Source organism: Sphingomonas sp. AAP5, assembly GCF_004354345.1.
GTDB lineage: Bacteria > Pseudomonadota > Alphaproteobacteria > Sphingomonadales > Sphingomonadaceae > Sphingomonas > Sphingomonas glacialis.
On sequence record NZ_CP037915.1, the window covers coordinates 102,309 to 119,424 of the forward strand.

At 61.6% G+C, this 17,116-nt stretch carries 19 protein-coding genes; 8 read left to right on the forward strand and 11 right to left on the reverse strand.

What is annotated here, in order from left to right; all coding sequences use genetic code 11:
* Window positions 1–219 precede the first annotated feature (219 nt).
* Window positions 220–1,329, forward strand: a complete 1,110-nt coding sequence (locus E2E30_RS20225; protein WP_133192453.1) for a metallophosphoesterase family protein — start codon at window positions 220–222, stop codon at window positions 1,327–1,329.
* Window positions 1,326–3,956 (forward strand): AAA family ATPase, encoded by a 2,631-nt coding sequence (locus tag E2E30_RS20230; protein ID WP_133192454.1) that lies wholly within the window; start codon window positions 1,326–1,328, stop codon window positions 3,954–3,956. The genes E2E30_RS20225 and E2E30_RS20230 overlap by 4 nt, the downstream gene beginning before the upstream one ends.
* An 87-nt stretch (window positions 3,957–4,043) precedes the next feature.
* Here E2E30_RS20230 and E2E30_RS20890 read toward each other — a convergent pair whose 3' ends face one another.
* The 4 genes from E2E30_RS20890 to E2E30_RS20245 form a co-directional block, all read right to left on the reverse strand.
* Window positions 4,044–4,262: a KTSC domain-containing protein gene (locus tag E2E30_RS20890; RefSeq protein ID WP_165954609.1), complete on the reverse strand. Its 219-nt coding sequence runs from the start codon at window positions 4,260–4,262 to the stop codon at window positions 4,044–4,046.
* Between the two features lie 13 nt (window positions 4,263–4,275).
* Window positions 4,276–6,174, reverse strand: coding sequence for an ATP-binding protein (locus tag E2E30_RS20235; protein WP_443018423.1), 1,899 nt, complete (start codon window positions 6,172–6,174; stop codon window positions 4,276–4,278).
* Window positions 6,171–7,376, reverse strand: a complete 1,206-nt coding sequence (locus E2E30_RS20240; protein WP_133192455.1) for an SIR2 family NAD-dependent protein deacylase — start codon at window positions 7,374–7,376, stop codon at window positions 6,171–6,173. The genes E2E30_RS20235 and E2E30_RS20240 overlap by 4 nt, the downstream gene beginning before the upstream one ends.
* Before the next feature lie 504 nt (window positions 7,377–7,880).
* Window positions 7,881–9,002, reverse strand: a complete 1,122-nt coding sequence (locus E2E30_RS20245) for a site-specific integrase (protein ID WP_133192456.1) — start codon at window positions 9,000–9,002, stop codon at window positions 7,881–7,883.
* Between the two features lie 281 nt (window positions 9,003–9,283).
* On the opposite strand from E2E30_RS20245, the gene E2E30_RS20250 reads away from it, so the two are divergent.
* The gene (locus E2E30_RS20250) at window positions 9,284–9,532 is read left to right on the forward strand and encodes a hypothetical protein (protein ID WP_133192457.1); all 249 of its coding nucleotides are present in this window, start codon (window positions 9,284–9,286) and stop codon (window positions 9,530–9,532) included.
* A gap of 672 nt (window positions 9,533–10,204) precedes the next feature.
* Window positions 10,205–10,423: a hypothetical protein gene (locus E2E30_RS20255; RefSeq protein WP_133192458.1), complete on the forward strand. Its 219-nt coding sequence runs from the start codon at window positions 10,205–10,207 to the stop codon at window positions 10,421–10,423.
* A 208-nt stretch (window positions 10,424–10,631) separates the two neighbouring features.
* On the opposite strand, the gene E2E30_RS20260 is transcribed toward E2E30_RS20255, so the two are convergent.
* Window positions 10,632–11,057 (reverse strand): MerR family DNA-binding protein, encoded by a 426-nt coding sequence (locus tag E2E30_RS20260; protein ID WP_335925477.1) that lies wholly within the window; start codon window positions 11,055–11,057, stop codon window positions 10,632–10,634.
* A gap of 69 nt (window positions 11,058–11,126) precedes the next feature.
* On the opposite strand from E2E30_RS20260, the gene E2E30_RS20265 reads away from it, so the two are divergent.
* Genes E2E30_RS20265 through E2E30_RS21120 form a run of 3 tightly spaced genes read left to right on the forward strand, consistent with a single transcriptional unit; the run spans window position 11,127 to window position 12,039 of the window.
* Complete coding sequence (locus E2E30_RS20265) at window positions 11,127–11,501, forward strand: mercuric transporter MerT family protein (protein WP_133192459.1); 375 nt, start codon at window positions 11,127–11,129, stop codon at window positions 11,499–11,501.
* 8 nt (window positions 11,502–11,509) lie between these two features.
* Window positions 11,510–11,794, forward strand: coding sequence for a heavy-metal-associated domain-containing protein (locus E2E30_RS20270; protein ID WP_133192460.1), 285 nt, complete (start codon window positions 11,510–11,512; stop codon window positions 11,792–11,794).
* Window positions 11,791–12,039, forward strand: coding sequence for a GDCCVxC domain-containing (seleno)protein (locus E2E30_RS21120; protein WP_240699152.1), 249 nt, complete (start codon window positions 11,791–11,793; stop codon window positions 12,037–12,039). The genes E2E30_RS20270 and E2E30_RS21120 overlap by 4 nt, the downstream gene beginning before the upstream one ends.
* 289 nt (window positions 12,040–12,328) lie before the next feature.
* On the opposite strand, the gene E2E30_RS20280 is transcribed toward E2E30_RS21120, so the two are convergent.
* Complete coding sequence (locus tag E2E30_RS20280; RefSeq protein ID WP_133192461.1) at window positions 12,329–12,637, reverse strand: hypothetical protein; 309 nt, start codon at window positions 12,635–12,637, stop codon at window positions 12,329–12,331.
* Between the two features lie 536 nt (window positions 12,638–13,173).
* Here E2E30_RS20280 and E2E30_RS21125 point away from each other — a divergent pair.
* Complete coding sequence (locus tag E2E30_RS21125) at window positions 13,174–13,440, forward strand: Abi family protein (protein ID WP_240699153.1); 267 nt, start codon at window positions 13,174–13,176, stop codon at window positions 13,438–13,440.
* Window positions 13,441–13,879: 439 nt separating this feature from the next.
* Here E2E30_RS21125 and arsH read toward each other — a convergent pair whose 3' ends face one another.
* The 5 genes from arsH to E2E30_RS20310 are packed head-to-tail and all read right to left on the reverse strand — an operon-like array spanning window position 13,880 to window position 17,115.
* Window positions 13,880–14,626 carry an arsenical resistance protein ArsH gene (arsH, locus tag E2E30_RS20290; protein ID WP_133192504.1) on the reverse strand — a complete coding sequence of 249 codons (747 nt, stop codon included), beginning with the start codon at window positions 14,624–14,626 and terminating at the stop codon, window positions 13,880–13,882.
* Window positions 14,626–15,051, reverse strand: coding sequence for an arsenic resistance N-acetyltransferase ArsN2 (gene arsN2, locus E2E30_RS20295; protein ID WP_133192462.1), 426 nt, complete (start codon window positions 15,049–15,051; stop codon window positions 14,626–14,628). Before arsN2 ends, arsH begins: the two co-directional genes overlap by 1 nt.
* Before the next feature lie 5 nt (window positions 15,052–15,056).
* On the reverse strand, window positions 15,057–16,343 hold the full coding sequence (locus tag E2E30_RS20300) for an arsenic transporter (RefSeq protein WP_133192463.1): 1,287 nt from the start codon (window positions 16,341–16,343) through the stop codon (window positions 15,057–15,059).
* Complete coding sequence (arsC, locus tag E2E30_RS20305; RefSeq protein WP_133192464.1) at window positions 16,343–16,771, reverse strand: arsenate reductase (glutaredoxin); 429 nt, start codon at window positions 16,769–16,771, stop codon at window positions 16,343–16,345. Before arsC ends, E2E30_RS20300 begins: the two co-directional genes overlap by 1 nt.
* Window positions 16,772–16,782: 11 nt before the next feature.
* Entirely contained in the window at window positions 16,783–17,115 is a 333-nt protein-coding gene (locus tag E2E30_RS20310) for an ArsR/SmtB family transcription factor (RefSeq protein ID WP_133192465.1), read from the reverse strand.
* Window position 17,116 lies beyond the last annotated feature (1 nt).

The following is a 17,116-nucleotide window of genomic DNA, read 5'->3' on the forward strand; positions in this document are numbered from 1 at the left end:
AGCAAACGTCAGCCGCGCGGTGCCAGATTTGGTGCGGGCCGGTCTCGTTCGCCGTCACTATCAGGGCTCTCGCGTCGATCACCATAAACGTGGTGCGCAGCGAAAGGCAGTCTATACAATCACGGATGCGGCAGCCGGAGCTTTGGCAGGTCGGCTTTGATCGGCCGGTCGGCTTGAGCCTCTCAGGCCGTCCGACGAAACTGCCATCGATAGAGTACAATGAAATTCATCCACACGGCCGACTGGCAACTTGGCAAGCCTTATGGCCGCTTCGAACCGGAGGTTCGCGGAGCGCTGACCGAGGCGCGCTTCGATGCGATCGACGAGATCGGTAAGGCGGCCACCCTTCACGGTGCCAATCATGTGTTTGTCGCCGGCGACGTCTTCGATACCGAAGGCCCCGAGGATCGCACGATCGTGCAGGCGATATCGCGGATGGAGCGCCATCCGTGTCGCTGGTGGCTTCTCCCGGGCAACCATGACTTCGCCCGTAATGGCGGTCTGTGGGATCGTTTGCGCCAGCGCGCGGGCGGCACTATCACCGTCTTCTCCGAACCGCAGGCCCAGGAGATCGAGCCAGGCGTCTGGCTGTTGCCTGCGCCGCTCACGCACCGGCACAATCTCGATGATCCGACCGACCTGTTCGACGGCATGGCAACGCCCGGCGCACGGCTGCGACTCGGCGTGGCTCACGGGTCGATCCGTGATTTCGGGACGCAGGGTGAGACCAAGAATCAGATTGCGCCCGACCGTGCTCGCAGATCCAATCTCGATTACCTGGCGCTCGGCGACTGGCATGGAACGTTGAAGGTCGACGGGCGCACCTGGTATTCGGGCACGCCTGAGACCGATCGCTTCCAGCGCGACGAGCCGGGCCACATCTTGCTGGTCGACGTCGGCAAAGGCCGCGAGCCGACCGTCACCCCGATCCGCACCGGCCGTTTCCAATGGATTAGGCGCAGCTGGACCGTGAACGATCAGGCTGCGTTCGACGCCGAATGCGACCAGCTGCTGGGGATGATCGACCCGCCAGCGACGCTTTTCGAACTATCGCTCGCCGGGATCACCAGCCTCACCGATCGGGTGGCGATGCTCGGACGGCTCGAAAATGACATCAGCCACCGCGTTCGCTACCTCGATGTTCGCGCCAACGACCTCGTCGGTCGGCCGAGCGAAGATGATCTCGCTCAGCTTGCGGTCGAAGGCATGCTAGGCGTTGCCGCCGCTAAACTCTCGGCCCGGATTGAAGCCGGTGGACCTGAGGCATTGGTCGCGAAACGGGCGCTAGAGCGTCTGTTCGTTGAATATAGCCGGGAGGAGAAGGCATGAGCCTGCGCCTCCGCCGGATCGCCGTCGACGGCTTCCGCAAGTTTCGCGAGCCTATGGCGATCGAAGGCCTGACCGATGGCCTCAACATCATCATTGAGCCCAACGAAACCGGCAAATCGACACTGCTCGAAGCACTTCGAGCAGCCTTCTTCGTGCGCCATGGAACCAAAAACCAGCTTGCCCAGTCGTTCGCGCCCTATGGCGAGGCGGTCGGGCCCGAGATCCAGGTGTCGTTCGAGGCCGACGGGGCGCCGTGGACCGTCACCAAGCGGTTCCTGCGGGGCGCCATGATCGAGGTCACGGGGCCACAGGGAAAGGCCCAGGGCGAGGAAGCCGAAGCGCGGCTCCATACGCTTCTCGGGTCCGTCCGCGATACTAGTCAGAAGGGCGATGCGGGAACCTATGGTGCCTTGGGCCTGCTCTGGGTGGCGCAAACGGACGCTCTTGCGGTCACCGCACCCGGGCAGATCGTACGCGATACCGTCAGGTCGACTCTTGAAGCCGAGGTTGGCTCGATCATGGGCGGTCCGGCTTACAAACGCGTCCGCACCAGGTTCGATGAGCAGTTTGCCCGCTACTGGTCGCCAACCGGTCAGAAGCGCGAGCGACAGAATGACGTGCGGGAGCGGGTCGAAAGCGCTGAGACCGCCGCGCGAGACGCCGCTGATAGGCACGCGGGATTGGAGAAGACGTTCGCTGAGCTTGAAGCCACGCGGGCCAGGCTGAAGGTCGTTCAGCGGGAGATCGCCGACGACACGGATGTCCAGACCCGGAAGGACCTGGTCGCGTCCCTTGAGGTCGCGCGTGCGGCCGCACAGATCCTCGCGACCCGTCGCGCCGAGCACGAAGCTGTCAGCGCGAAGGGCAGGGGGCTCGAGGATCTTTCGGAGCGCCACCGCTCGGCGACGGAAGCTCGTGACAAGGCAAGCTTTGCACTGGAGCAGGCGCGCGCCAAACGGACGGACCTCGGCGAGGGACTGGCTGCGGCCAAGCAGCGCCTCGTTGATGCGCGTGAAGCGCTCGAAAGCGCCCGGAAGGCGCGTCAGGACGCGCGCGTCGCACTCAGTGCCGGCGAGGATCGTGTGCGAGCTGCACGTCGCAAGACCGGGATCGCGGCTGCGCGCAAACGGCATGCGGAACTGGTCGAGCTTGAACGGCTTCAGGGCAAGGCCAAGACCCTCGCGGCGACATTGATCCCTGCCAAGACGATCGAATTGCTCGAGACGAATGAGCGAGCGAGTGCCGAGGCGCGCGCAGCGCAGAACGCGGGTGCGACGCGCATTGCGCTGACCGGCGACACTGCCGGCATCTTGATTGACGGCGAACCCGCGGGCGCCGGAGAGCGGACCCTCACCGGGAGGACCCAATTCCGTATCGGTGGCGCTGAGCTGATAGTGATACCGCCGACAGGCACGGCCAGCGCCGAAGAGGCTCTGTCGTCAGCTTTGAAAAAGCAGCAGTCTGCCCTGGCGGATCTCGATCTTACCGACCTTGCGGCTGCGCGTTTACGCAATGACGCTGCGCGGGATGCCGCAAGCGAGCTGCGCACCATCGCAGCCCGGATCGAAGCAACGACGGCGGCCGACGAAAATATCGGGCTCGCCGCCGGCGCCGGCGCGCTCAAGCTCTTCATCGTCGAGCTCGGCGATGAAGCCGAGGCGGGCGAGGGCGCTCTTCCCGATATCGCAGTCCTCACCACAGCATTGGAGGTGGCCGACACCGCGCTTGCGCGGGCCGAAGGCGGTCAGGATAGCGCGCTCGCCGCTCTCCGGCGTGCCGAGGAAGAGGATGCACCGCTCGCCACCGCCGAAGCGGGTGCCGCGAGCGATCTCGCAAACGCTACGGGTCAAATCACAGCGATCGAGAGCCGGCCGGAATTTCCGAGCCTGGCGGAGGATCTCACTCGTGCCCGCCAGCAGACTGCTGAGGCGGCCGTGAAGCTCGAAGATGCGACCCGCGACGCAACAGCGCACGACGCTGGGGCGATCGCGCGGAAGATCGAGACGGTGGATGCGCGGAGCAGGTCCGCCGGGGAAGCGCGGACAAAGCTTGAGATGGAGATTGCCCGGTTTGAAGGGACGATCGAGAGCGAGGGGGGCAAGGGTCTTGCCGACCGTGATGCAAGCGCCCGAGAGGAAGCTGAGGCCGCACGCGCGGCCGTGCAACGCGTCACCGAAGAGGCCGAAACCCTGAAGCTGTTGCGCGAAATTCTCGATGAGGCACGCGACGAGACGTCGGCTAAGTTCGTCGGCCCGGTGGCGAAGCGCGCGAAACAGCACATCGAGCGGCTTTTGCCTGGGTGCGATTTATCCTTCTCTGAGGATCTTATGCTCGATGCGGTCGTCCGGGGCGGGATCAGCGAAGGATGCGGGGATCTGTCGCGTGGCACACAGGAGCAGCTAGCGGTACTGACCCGGATAGCGTTTGCAGACATGCTTCTCGAGCAGGGGCGGCCGGTATCGCTCATTCTCGACGATCCGCTTGTCTATGCCGATGATGCTCGGCTCGACCTCATGGTCGAGATATTGAGTGAGGCTGCCGAGCGGATGCAGGTTATCTTGCTGACGTGCCGAGATCGAGCTTTTCGACATGTGCCAGGCAATCGGATTTCATTCAGCCCGATCTGAGAGGATCGGGGAAAGGCGCCAGGCTGCAGCCCCGTGCCTTTTCAATCGTGCCGGCTTTCAACGGCCGGGGTTTAATCCGCCGTTCGTTCAGACCTTGCTGTACCGATAGTTCCCCTTGATATCGCTGGCGAGATACTCCCCCTTCGAACCGGCCGCGTTGAGGGCCGCCGCGACATGATTGGGCACGTCGTAATATTGATAGGTCCCGCCATTGTGAAAGGTCACTTCCAGGATCAGCTGTTGGTCTTCATATCTAATCGCGCTGATATTCGACGAAGTGAACGCAGGAAATTGCTGCCATGCCATTTGCGTCTTGTCCTTATGGGTTGTTCGACGGGATGGGGTTTTGCTGAAGCCAGGTTTCGACAAAGGGATCGTAACTGGGCGCTTCGAGCGGCTTGATGTTCCACCCACCAGGCGTCATCGACTCGTCGGGCGAGAGTTCGTCACAGATCACTGGATCCTGGCTGTCTGGTCGCCTTCCTTTGGGCGGGGCCTGGATCATCGTTCGCATCGGTAGGCCAACCGCCTCACCAAGGATGATCGCCTCCCCTGTTCGCAGAATCGGCAACATATTGGTCAATCCCTCAAGATTGTCCGAAAGGGCACCGGTCACTTGCGAGCGATCAGAGCCGTTGCTCAGCCGCATGGCGAAGAACGTGCCGCACTGCGACAGAATCGTTGCATTGATCTCCGAAGGGCGTTGGCTGACGATCATCGCGCCGATACCGTATTTGCGGCCTTCTTTGACGATACGCTGTGTAATCAGCGAGGCAGCGCTGTCGAAATTGTCGTTCAAATAGGCGTGAGCTTCTTCCATCACGATCAACAACGGCCGCTCCCTGCCGCCTTCTGAGAGGTTCCTTGCCCAGAACAGCCCATCATAGAGCACCCGCAGAACATTGCCGATGATGTCGTTGGTCATTGACGATGGAATGCCGGACAGGTCGAGAATAGTGATCGGCTTGGGGCTGCCGAGCCATGCCTTCATCAGGTCGGCGAGACCCTTGGTCACAATGCCTTCGGCATCTGGGTGCCAGTCGCCTGCACGGAGCAGGAAATCGTAGCGCGACACCCGTAATTTCGATCCGAGCGCCTCGAGTTGGGCTCGGATATTCAGGCCATCAGGAACATAGTTGATCTTCTCCGGATCGTCCTTGACGTTCTTGACCTTGCGAAAGCGCGGCGGATGGCCCGCCTCGGCGTTGCCGGCGATCTCATTGTGGTTCGCATCTAACTCATAGGCCCAGGTCGCCGGATCTGCCGGACTGCCCTTGCTGTTGTAATAGGTCGCGAAATCCAGGCCGTAGAGTTCATGCCAGAGCTTATGCAGCGAGAAAGGGACCGGGCTGTCCGCACTGAGATTCTCCGCGGTAAGTCCGCGGATCGGCGACGTCGCGAGGCTTGCCGCCTTTGCGGCAAGCACGCGTTCGAGAATGACATTACGCGCCTTGCCATCTGTCGACAGCGCGCCAAATGTCACGCGCAGCATCTCGTCAAAGCTCAGCGCCCAAAAGGGGATGCAAAGCCGTTGCTCGTTCGGGTTGCGCGGGTCCGGATTGATCCGGAACACGGTCGCCCTATCACCGAGCGCCTTGGCATATTCGCCGTGAAGATCGAGAACGACAATGCGCGCAGATGGAAAGCGTTCTTCGTTCGACAGCACGTTGAGTAAACCAGCAACGGTAGTCGACTTGCCCGAGCCCGTGGTGCCGACCACAGCGGAATGCCGCGTGACGAGCTTGTTGATATCGACCAAGGCGTCTATCGACTCGCTGCCTGCGATATGCCCGACACGCACCAGGTGGTTCTGCCGATCGGATTTGCCATAAATCACTCTCAGGTCGGCTTCGGAAACGAGATGAACCTCGTCGTCGATTGTCGGATATTGCGAGATCCCGCGCTGGAAACGGCCCGTTCGATAGCCCTCGCCGATCAACTGGACTGTCATCCAGCGCAATCCGTTTGGCAGTTCCTTGGCCAAGCTCTCAGGAACGGCGCTGGCCCCGACCTGGGACACGATGCCAAACAGGTCCATATAGCCGATCGGGATCTTTACGAAGCTACCAATCTGGCCGATCCGATAGCCCTGGCCATCGACGAAGCTAAGGCCCGAGAAGCGGTCAGCGCGCAAGGTCACGCTGACGGACGTTCCGCTGACATCTTGGACCGACCCAATCGCCGTCGCCGCGTTGAGGCTTTCAGACCGCATGCTCATGACACCGGAGGTGTCGATGTATCTTCCTTGACGCCTGACAGGCCTCGCAGGAGATTGCCGAAAGCGGCAAAATCGCCGAGCTGGACCGATGCCGTCGTCCCGTCCGAGACGTAGACTTTTGGCGGGAGGGCGGGTGGATCGCCGTCATTTGGTTTCCAGCTACCCGCATTGCGTCCGATGATGGCCTCGTCGAACCCCATCAAGCTCAGATTGGGCGTACGCAATGCGCACTCACGGGCCGCTTTGTATTTCGCATCGCCGAGGGCGCCATGCATGAAGGCAAAGACCTGTGTGGTCGAGTTGGTCGAAAGGCTGCGGCAGATGACATCGTTGATATGCTCGTCGGCGAACGAATAACCACAAATGAAGAGCGCAGACGATGGCTTCAAGAGGAACGCCTTCAGGCGATCGAGCATCGCCAGATAGGGCATTTTGCGGCTCTCGTTGTATTTTAGGTGCGATGGGTAAATCAGGTAGGATGACCCATCATTCTTGACGTCGCTGCGGACGACCGCCCCGGTCTTATCGAGGCGCCAGTTTAGCGAGCCATGAATTTTCCAAAGGCGCGCCCAGCGGGATGGAAGCAGGGTCTCGTCCTCGACTGCTCCAAGATCGAAGAACGCCCGGCGCGCGCCGATAAAGCCATCGAAATAGGGCGCGTCGCTTTCCTCGAAAGCCTGTTCGAGAAGCAAGTCATAGTTGGTCGTGAAGACGTGGACCGGTTGCTCGCGGTGGATGGCCCGCGCCCATATCGCGAGATTGTGATAGGGCGTGTCGTGAGATGGCAGCGGGACGTCGACGACATCCGAGATCACCTTGCAAATCTTTTCATCGAGTGCGCGCAGTTCGTCTCGTTGAAGGCCACGTGCCGTGCCGTTACCTGCAACGCTGATAAGAAGACGGATCGTGCTCAGTAGAAGTTCGATATTCTTCGAATCCCCGCCATCCTCGTCGACCACGGTAACAACTCTGTCCCAAGCGGACGGCGCCTCCGGGGTGCCCGTGCAGGCTTTGTGAATGATCGCGGTTAAGCCCGCTACATCCCAAATGAGCGGCTCATTTTTCGTCACACCGTCGACCTCACGCTCAATCCGAACCGACAAGGGGCATCCGGCGCCGATGAAGAAACCGATCGGCTTTCGATTTTGCGAGAGGGCTTGCTGGATAAAACTGATCTGATGAAGTGGGTCGTGCTGGATCATGATGGTCCGCGAACAAGAAATCGGAAGGATAGAAGGCATGATATTAGCATGCCGCGAGCCGAACGACCAAGCCTGATAAAGCTTGGTGCCTGCTTCTTTGCACCTGTGCAACACAGCAGATCACGGAATAAAATGACGTGAGTACGACTGGAGGAATACTGATCGCAGGGCTCCGCGAGATACTCCGCCGAATGACCCGCTTTGGTGTAAGCAACATCTAAGTTATTGATATTACTTAACATAAGATAAATTATTGGGCTATGTTTTTGATGCCCATCATATGAGCTGGCCGGCTCCTAGCCGGAAGAGTTTACTGATAACGCACTTTTTGCGCTTGGAATGAACTAAAGTGCGACTGCGCAAACAGATCGCTTCCCCCTGGGAGGACTGGCGAGATACCGAAAACCCGTGATCAAGTATTGAATGCGAGATTGCCGCATAATAGAAAAATCCGTGAGCGATAAAAGAGAGCTCTATAGAGTGAATGGCGCCGTGTGGGCCGGCTTATAAGAAACCCTCGCCCGCATGCTCTCGAAACCGCTCATGGTCCCGCACATATTCCGCAACCATTTCCAATGACGAGTGCCGACTATGCTCCTTCATCTTGAAGAGGTTAGCATTTTGCCGACCGGCCTCGGTCAGGAAGCCAGCGCGCAGCGAGTGACCCGAGAACAACTCCGGCGGATAGCCCGCCGCCACCGCGGCCGCCTTCACGACCAACGCCACTCCTTGCGCGCTCATCGGCTTGTCGGTCAGCCGGCCTTGCGGCGTGAGCTTTCGAAACACTGGCCCGCTGCTTATACCAGCACTCTCGAGCCAGGCGCGATAGTGACGCACGGGCTCCAAGCGGCGTCCGTCGGGGATCGCAACGGTGTGGCCTTTGCCCTCTTGGTCGGTCTTCGATGCAGCGATCCGCACCAGGAGCCCGCGTCTGTCCTGGCTCACATGGCCGACTGTGATGGCCACCAGCTCTGAGCGCCGGAACGCGCCCGCCATCCCGATCGCGAGTAGCGCGCGGTCGCGGTAGCTGCGCAAATCCTCACCAACGATTGCGCGCACCATGTCACGCAGGACGTCGCCGTCGGCAGGACGCTTCTTCCCGGGCAGTTCGCCGCGCTTGTCCTTGCGGATCCCGCGCATCGCCCGTTCGAGGCGCGCGGCGTCTGGCTGCGACGTCGGCGGCTCGACGTCCGCAGCACGGTGCGCGAAGACGATCGCAGCAAGCCGCCGACCGATCGTCGCGCGGCCGAGCGGCACGGGCTCCTTTCGCGGCAGCGCCGTCCCGCGTTTCGTTCGGCGGACTTCCTGCGGACTGAACCCGCTCTCGGCGAGCAACGTGAGGAACGCTGCGACCGTCGCCGGCGTCGCTGGAAGGGGCCGATAGCCGCTCTCCTGGCACCACGCGCAGAACAGACGCCAATCCGATTTGTAGGCGCGCAACGTCGCGTCGGCCGAGGCCCGACGGACATAATCGTCGACCCGTTCGCGATCGTCGGGCGCAAGTTGCGGGAGATACGGCTCGAGCGACTGAACCTGGTCGACCACAACCAGCGCGTCAGCCACGATACCAGCCAGATCCGAAGGATCGACGCGCGTCACGTCATCGATGCTACCTTCGTCGGCCATGCCGAACTCCTGCGTTGCTCGTCCAAACCGAAACAGACGCGTCGGCGGCCGTTTTTGAACCTTCGGAATCGATACGCGAGCGATCGTTTTGAGGCCAGCATGTAATTAGCGGGAATCAGCGTTATCGCTAATTATATGGCGTGGTAGGTGACGGGCGGAGTGTAACTCGGAGAACGATTTTTTCGACACGGTCCGGCGCGACCGCTGACGCGTTCCTTTGTCGATCTGCATCGATCGTATAGGTTCAGGAACACCCTCAAACGTGCGGAGGCCGAGCCACAATGGGAAGTGTCGATCTGAGTAAAATGCAAACGCAGATCCGCTCGATGACGTTTGAACGTGGCACACCGGATCAAATTGCCCTTTGGCGTGACGATCTGGCGGAAGCGCGCGCTAATTTGGTCATCGAGGGGCTTGTACCGACGGCGGATGACGATGAGATGTTTGCAATGATGCTTGACGAGGGCGTTCCACCAAGATTGATGCCAAGCCTTATACTTCAGCTTTACCCACAAGACGGTCGCCGCTGAGTTCATGCGTTATCTGCGGCAATAGTGTGGTCGGCTTGAATCAAATTCTTCTCGGGTTCTTCAACCGGCTACGAACTTACGGCTAAGGAACGCCAACCCCTACCCAACTCCGCTGCGACCGCCTTTTGGTGCCGTCTGGCCATCGCATCGATCCCGGTCAACGAGTCGGCCGTGTCGCGCACCTGCTCGCTCAACAAGCCAAGATCGTCCGAGTAAAGGACAGAGGAACGCCGACTTACGTGCTCGTCCTGGATGCGGGATGCAGCTTTCTGCGCAATGCTGGTCAGGCACGAACGGTCGTCAAAAGCACGAACTCACGGCGTGTAGCCGGACCTTTTTCGAGTAGCATCTCGCGTAAGACCATTCCGGTTCGTGCTTTTGACGACCGATCACCACGGCAGCCCCGTTAGCGCAATGCTGCGGTCCGCGTGGATGTGCGACGTCGCGCAACGATTGTTGAGGGATCGCTGCCGCCTAGACGACAGCCCAGGTCTGCGAGTACCCTTCGGGGAGACGGATAGGCCCGCTAGACCGCCGCAGGTATGGCGAATCTAGATGCTGTAGGAAAAAGGCGATCTGCAGCGCGAGTGCGTGTAGATTGAACCCCTGGTAGAGGAGGTGTGCCACGTGGCACACCTATCTTCAGCGCGAGCGACGAAGTATATTTGAGCTATGGCCAGGGCGCAGCCTACCTTAACCAGCACTTCGGTTCGTGACCCGAGGACAGGTCGTTTTCAGACCGTGCGCGGCGTCGGTGCGCTCAACGGCCGCCTGAAATTGGAAAAGGGCGTTGATCTTACCAAACCGATCGCGTCTCAGGTGCTGAAGGGCGGCGGATCCCTGAAGAATGCTGCTCAGAACCTGAAGAGACGCCTTGTCGCGAAAGAATAGCAGACTTTGGCCAGCGGGCGACAATGCCGAAAGGATGCGCGCTTGGATCAAGCGCTTAGTCGACGGGACCTCCGCTTCAGGCCACTCCCCGCCGGCACGCCTCGGAACTTCGATAAATTGCTGCCCTCACGGTTGACGATCGCTAGGCTGATGCGGGCTGCCCTGACCGGGCAGGCGTTAGGCACGTCGCGGCACTATTTAGAACAGGTCATTGACCCTCCGGTCCGGCCTGTAATGCCTCAAGGATGGGGCAGCCCGAGCCGTCTCCGTCGTGCTCACACTGCGCAGAGATCGCGACCAACGTCTTCTCCAATCGCGCCAAATCGCGCAGCTTGGCGCGCACGTCGGCTAGATGACGCTGCGTGAGCGCATTGGCTTCGCCGCAGGCCTCGGATCCAGATCCGCCTAGACTCAGGAGCCCTCGCAGCTCGTCAATCGAGAAGCCGAGTTGACGACCGCGTAGGATAAACGCGAGTTGCGCCTCGTCGTCGGCCGAATAGAGCCTGTGCCCAGACGCTGTTCGATCCGGCGCGTCGAGCAGCCCGATTTTCTCGTAGTGACGCACGGTCTCGATGTTGCATCCGAACCGCCGGGCAACGTCGCCACGCTTCCTGGACCGTCCCGCAATCGCCACTAAAATACCTCTTGAACCTGTAGTAACTACAGACCCTATAGTCTTTTCATACAAGGATCGGAACCTGGAATGGATCGACCATCAACATCCGGCGGCCTCAGTGATCGCCGTGCCGGCTGGCTCGCCGCAGGCGGCATCGCAGGCGCGCTGCTTGCGTCGTCCTGCTGCTTGCTGCCTCTCAGTCTCGTCCTGATCGGCGTCAGCGGTGCGTGGATCGGCAATCTTGCTGTGCTCGAGCCCTACACCCCGCTGTTCGCGGTCGTGACGTTGGGGCTGATCACAGTAGGTCTCTGGCACGCCTATCACGGGCAGCCAAACAGATGCGCTGAAGGGGCCTGCGCAAGCATCCGTCGCCGGACGCTCACCCGGACAGTGCTCTGGCTCGGTGCCGTGCTGGTCATTCTCGCGCTTACCACTCGGTGGTGGGCACCCGTTTTCTACTAGGAATCCCGATGAATCGACATCTCGTGCTCACACTCGCTGCGTTCTGCCTGCCCTCAGCGGCCATCGCCGCCCCTGAACGAAGCGTCACGTTTGCTGTCAGCAATCTCACATGCCCGACCTGCCCGATCGCGGTGAAGGCGGCGATGGGACGCGTGCCCGGCGTCACCCACGTTACCGTGGACTTCTCGACCAAGATCGCGACAGTGAATTACGACCCGGCGCGCGCGACACCTGCAGGGATCGCGGCGGCCTCAACCAAGGTCGGTTATCCCGCACGGATTGCGACACGATGAGCCGGGGGGCTGACGCGACGGCGATCGAACCAAGATCGACGATTACCTGTCCGAAGTGCGGACACGTCGAAACCGAGACGATGCCGACGAATGCGTGCCAATTTTTCTACGACTGCAAGGGTTGTGCCGCAGTGCTCCGGCCGAACGCTGGTGATTGCTGCGTCTACTGTTCGTTTGCCGACGTCCCATGCCCGCCCATTCAGGAGGCTCGGCTGACCGGGGGCGTGGCGAGCTGCTGCGGCTAGAGTCGCGAAATGAAATCTTCAAGCGCCGGGAATGATCTGCCCGTGGAGTGGCACTCCTCGAGAGCAGATAAACCAAGGGCCGCCCTTTTTGGGCGGCCCCAGTCTGTTAGTACCCTCTCGGGAAACGGACACGCCCGATAAGCGGCCGCAGGTTCACTCTATATATATAAGGGCAGCGGAGAAGAAAACCGCGATACCTGCCTTACGGCGGTCCCGTGGGACTGATCGCAAGGGCGTTTGTGCTTATCTTGGGTCTCACGAACTTGGCGGCTTGCTCTGATCGCAGGCGTCAACCCGCCGCCCTGAAGGTACCATCGACGAAGCTGCCTCGCTCGACCTTACCGTTGAGCTTGCGGATCATCACGTCGGGATTGTCGCTGTCGAGCGAATAGAGGGGCACGTCCTTCTTGGCGTAAAGCCGAACGCCGGCTTTGGCCAAACGTCCCGTTACCCGCTCGAGCGCTTGCGTGCTGGCCTTCACGTTGTGCTGGACCACCGCCTCGGAAGGCGCGGGTGCAGTCACCGTCACGCTTCCGAAGCGGGTCTTGCGCCTTCTCACCTTGGGCTTGCCAAGCTGAATTATCGCGTGGGTCGCCATATCCTACCCTCCTGCGGCAAGGTTAAATCGTTATCTCAAGATAACGCCTGTGGCATCTCTCCGCTACAGCCGGTCGCGCGATCGCCGTCGATATTCAAAGCGCGTTCCACAAATCGCAGCCGAATGGCGCCCAGCAAACGTTGCAGGTGTGCCACGTGGCACACTCTCTCTCAGATCATGCCTGCATGGCGCCACCGACCGCGTTGATCACTGCGACTTAATTGGCCGACCAGCAGCGCATCTTCGGGTCGAAATGTCCAAGGCGTTCCGGCGACATTGAGTTGCAGGAGCGCGGTCATCCCCCGAAGGAAGCTAGATAACTGCCTCCCTGACCGGCTTTCAAATCTTATTTGAACCCTCATGCATCCAGGCCTATATCGGACGCAACATGGCCGTCCCCTCTGTTGCCGCTGGCATCAAGGGGCGGCCTTCTCCGTATGTGGGCCGGATGCTTGCGCCCTATACCACGCCCTCTCCTTAGTTTCGCCGATCAGATCGCGCTTCTTAAACCGCGCGGCTTTGTCGCGCCGATATGGATGGCAGTCGAGGCATGGAATTTCGAGACCTTGTCCTGGTTGCTCGAGATGGCGCATCCCAACGATCGTGCCGCGACCGGCAAGCGCTACGGCCTTCTTCCCAACACGCTGGTGAGCTGGATCAAGACGCTCGCGTTCGTGCGCAACATCAGCGCGCATCATGCCCGTCTGTGGAGCGCAGGCATCATTAGCCGTTGGAGCGCAAGCCGTTCGAGGCACCGCAGCTCGTGCATATTGATGGCGATCTGGAGCGGCGCACGCGTGTAAATGGTGTCGTGGCCCTGGCCAGCTGCTTCGTCAGGCGGATCAATCCCGGGACATTCTGGCCGTCCCGCATGAAGGCGCACTGGCAAGCATTCCCGACGATGCCGTTCGCAAGTCCTTTCCAAAGCGGTTTCTTGGCCGGCTGGGACGCAGAAGCGATCTGGCCTGATTTAAGGGGCTTGCGGCACGACTCCGCCGGAGCCGGCTTTATCGACACATTTCTGCCAACCGAGCCACCGTACCGGCGTCTAAGCCCTGACGGGTGACGATCCTCCCGTTAGGTGTGCCACGTGGCACACCTATCGCCCCGCGCGCATGCGCGGCACTGAGCCCGTCAAGCGCCGCACCCCGCCCCCGGAGGCCCGCCAGCGCAGGGACCACCAAGCGGCTGCTCGCCGAGCGTCGTCAGCTTTAACGTCGACTAACGCTGAAATCTGTCAGGCTATCCTTGGGGGGCGGTCGCAACGCTCGACAGATCGGTCGCCGTATCGATCGGCACGCCGGCTTCCTTCCGCTCCGAGTAGCGATGGACGAGCTGAACCGCATGAGGGCGCAGCAACACCGTGAACCGTACCAGTTCCTCCATCACATCGACGATCCGGTCATAATAGCTGGACGGCTTCATGCGCCCGGCATCGTCGAACTCGTTGAATGCCTTGGCAACGCTCGACTGGTTCGGGATCGTGACCATCCGCATCCAGCGGCCCAACACGCGCAGCGTGTTGACGCTGTTGAACGACTGCGACCCCGCCGATACCTGCATGACCGCCAGCGTGCGCCCCTGCGTTGGTCGCATCCCGCCCATCGACAGCGGCAGATGATCGATCTGCAGCTTCATGATGCCCGTAATCTGGCCGTGCCGTTCGGGGCTGCACCACACCTGTCCTTCCGACCATAGCGACAACTCTCGCAGTTCGTGGACAGCCGGATGATCGTCGCCGGCGTGTTGGTCAGGGAGCGGCAGGGTGGAAGGATCGAAGATGCGCGTTTCACACCCGAAGAAGCGGAGCAGGCGCGCCGCTTCTTCGACGCACATCCGGGAAAAGGACCGTTCGCGTAAGCTACCATAGAGTAACAGGATACGCGGCGCGGGATCGAGCGATCCGAGCCCTAGGGCCGGCCGCTGGATGGCGTAGGCAGGATCAAGCGCTGGCAAGGTGTCGGGATCAGGGAGCATGCGGAGCGGCATCAGAGAGCTTTCACGAGATAGGCGGCCGACGCGGGGCACAGCGCGGTAAATTCGCGCGATGCGGCGACGACCTGGGGAGCGGCACCGCGATCGGCGTCGGTATAGCCTAGCGCTCGGAAGAACGGTGCAGCCGTTGTCGTCAACAGATGCAGGCGCTCTACCCCGCGGTTGCGGGCCTCTTGTTCGAGGGTGGCGACCAATGCCTGTCCCAGGCCATGTCCGCGGCGATCGGTGAGGATGACGACCGAGCGGAGTAGACGGTCGGCCCCCTCCCCCTCAAGACCGCCATACCCGACGAGGCTATTCGCCTCGAACCGGAAGAACAGGCGGCCAGGATCGGCGAGATCGGCGCTCGGCAGGTTCGCGGCGTCGAGACACCATGCCAATCCGGCCAGCTCGCCCGGATCGAGCAACGCGGCTGCCATTTTCGTCACGCAACGCTGATCCTGATCGCGAGCGCTGCGAGCGTGATGAGCAGCACTGGCACGGTGAGCGTCACGCCAACACGAAAGTAATAGCCCCATCCGATCCGCACGCCCTTCTGGCCAAGGACGTGAAGCCATAACAGCGTCGCGAGCGAGCCGATCGGCGTGAGCTTGGGGCCGAGGTCGCAGCCGATCACGTTGGCATAGATCATCGCTTCCTTGATCGCACCCGTGGCGTGGGTGGCGTCGATCGACAGCGCGCCCACCAGTACGGTCGGCATGTTGTTCATCACCGACGACAGGACGGCCGCGATCACGCCTGTGCCGAATGCGGCGCCCCACACGCCGCCTTGAGCGGTGCGATCGAGCAGCACCGCCAGATGGTCGGTCAGGCCCGCGTTCCGCAAGCCATAGACGACCAGGTACATGCCGAGAGAGAAGATCACGACCTGCCACGGCGCGCCGCGCAGCACCTTGCCGGTCTGGATCACATGGCCCCGCCCCGCGATTACCAGCAGGAGGATAGCGCCGGCAGCGGCGACGGCGCTGACCGGCACGCCGAGGGGTTCGAGCAGGAAGAAGCCGGCGAGCAACAGCGCCAACACGATCCATCCGGCGCGGAAGGTCGCGACGTCACGGATCGCTTCGCGGGGCACGCGCAGCGCGCCCACGTCATAGTCTTCCGGTAAGTCGCGCCGGAAGAACAGCAGCAGCGCCCCCAGCGTGGCGACGATCGACACCAGATCGACCGGCACCATCACGGACGCATATGTGCCGAACCCGATCTTGAAGAAGTCGGCCGACACGATGTTGACGAGATTCGACACGACCAGCGGCAGGCTGGCCGTGTCGGCAATGAACCCGGCCGCCATGACGAACGCTAGCGTCGCCTTGTCCTTGAAGCCCAGCGCCCGCAGCATGGCGATGACGATCGGCGTCAGGATCAGCGCCGCGCCATCGTTGGCGAATAGCGCGGACACCGCCGCGCCGAGCAGCACGATCAGAACGAACAGCCGGCGACCATGCCCCCTCCCCCAGCGCGCGACATGCAGCGCCGCCCATTCGAAGAAACCGGCTTCATCGAGCAGCAGGCTTATGACGATAATCGCAACGAACGCAGCCGTCGCGTTCCAGACGATGCCCCACACTACCGGCACGTCGGACAGCGTGACGACGCCCGCGAGCAGCGCCACGACGGCACCACCCATCGCGCTCCACCCGATGCCGAGGCCCTTGGGTTGCCAGATGACGAGCGCGATCGTGGCGACGAAGATCAGGACGGCAACGAGCATCAGGCGACGCGCTGGCCCGAGGCGTCGACCACCTGTTGTCCGTCTTCCTTTGCGAATGCGCCGAGCTGATTGCCCGGCAGCAGATCGAGCACGGCTTCGGACGGCCGGCAGAGCTTTACGCCGAGCGGCGAAACGACCAGCGGCCGGTTGATAAGGACCGGATGCGCCATCATTGCGTCGACCAGCGCATCATCGGATAGCGACGTGTCGCCCAGGCCCAACTCCGCATAGGGCGTGCCCTTCTCGCGCAGCAGCTCGCGGGGCGTGATCCCGGCGCGCGCGATCAGCTCGATCAGCAGCGCGCGCGAGGGCGGGGTTTTCAGATACTCCACGACATGCGGCTCGATGCCGGCATTGCGGATCAAACCGAGCGTATTGCGCGACGTGCCGCATTCTGGGTTGTGATAGATGACGATATCGACGGCCACGGGGCGTCCTTTCAGCAGCAAGGGGTAAGTTCGGCGATCAGCGGAGCGCACAACTCAGCGTTGCCCGCGCAGCAATCCTTGACGAGGAACAGCGTGAGCGCGCGCAGGCCGTCGAGATCGGCACGGTAGATAATCGACCGGCTATGCCGTTCGGATCGTACCAGTCCGCCACGGGCCAGAATGCCGAGGTGTGCGGACATCGTGTTTTGCGGCACGTCGAGCTGGCGGGCGATTTCGCCCGCAGCCAAGCCATCCGGTTCGTGCCGCACCAACAGGCGGAACACGTCGAGCCGCGTTCCTTGTGCGAGAGCGCCTAGCGCAACAATTGCCGACTCGTTTTCCATA

Bases quoted from the DNA above. Each gene is read 5' to 3' on its own strand.
- E2E30_RS20225 (WP_133192453.1), top strand. From the start codon at position 220: ATGAAATTCATCCACACGGCCGACTGGCAACTTGGCAAGCCTTATGGC.
- E2E30_RS20230 (WP_133192454.1), top strand. From the start codon at position 1,326: ATGAGCCTGCGCCTCCGCCGGATCGCCGTCGACGGCTTCCGCAAGTTT.
- E2E30_RS20890 (WP_165954609.1), bottom strand. From the start codon at position 4,262: ATGGCATGGCAGCAATTTCCTGCGTTCACTTCGTCGAATATCAGCGCG.
- E2E30_RS20235 (WP_443018423.1), bottom strand. From the start codon at position 6,174: ATGAGCATGCGGTCTGAAAGCCTCAACGCGGCGACGGCGATTGGGTCG.
- E2E30_RS20240 (WP_133192455.1), bottom strand. From the start codon at position 7,376: ATGATCCAGCACGACCCACTTCATCAGATCAGTTTTATCCAGCAAGCC.
- E2E30_RS20245 (WP_133192456.1), bottom strand. From the start codon at position 9,002: ATGGCCGACGAAGGTAGCATCGATGACGTGACGCGCGTCGATCCTTCG.
- E2E30_RS20250 (WP_133192457.1), top strand. From the start codon at position 9,284: ATGGGAAGTGTCGATCTGAGTAAAATGCAAACGCAGATCCGCTCGATG.
- E2E30_RS20255 (WP_133192458.1), top strand. From the start codon at position 10,205: ATGGCCAGGGCGCAGCCTACCTTAACCAGCACTTCGGTTCGTGACCCG.
- E2E30_RS20265 (WP_133192459.1), top strand. From the start codon at position 11,127: ATGGATCGACCATCAACATCCGGCGGCCTCAGTGATCGCCGTGCCGGC.
- E2E30_RS20270 (WP_133192460.1), top strand. From the start codon at position 11,510: ATGAATCGACATCTCGTGCTCACACTCGCTGCGTTCTGCCTGCCCTCA.
- E2E30_RS21120 (WP_240699152.1), top strand. From the start codon at position 11,791: ATGAGCCGGGGGGCTGACGCGACGGCGATCGAACCAAGATCGACGATT.
- E2E30_RS20280 (WP_133192461.1), bottom strand. From the start codon at position 12,637: ATGGCGACCCACGCGATAATTCAGCTTGGCAAGCCCAAGGTGAGAAGG.
- E2E30_RS21125 (WP_240699153.1), top strand. From the start codon at position 13,174: ATGGCAGTCGAGGCATGGAATTTCGAGACCTTGTCCTGGTTGCTCGAG.
- arsH (WP_133192504.1), bottom strand. From the start codon at position 14,626: ATGCCGCTCCGCATGCTCCCTGATCCCGACACCTTGCCAGCGCTTGAT.
- arsN2 (WP_133192462.1), bottom strand. From the start codon at position 15,051: ATGGCAGCCGCGTTGCTCGATCCGGGCGAGCTGGCCGGATTGGCATGG.
- E2E30_RS20300 (WP_133192463.1), bottom strand. From the start codon at position 16,343: ATGCTCGTTGCCGTCCTGATCTTCGTCGCCACGATCGCGCTCGTCATC.
- E2E30_RS20310 (WP_133192465.1), bottom strand. From the start codon at position 17,115: ATGGAAAACGAGTCGGCAATTGTTGCGCTAGGCGCTCTCGCACAAGGA.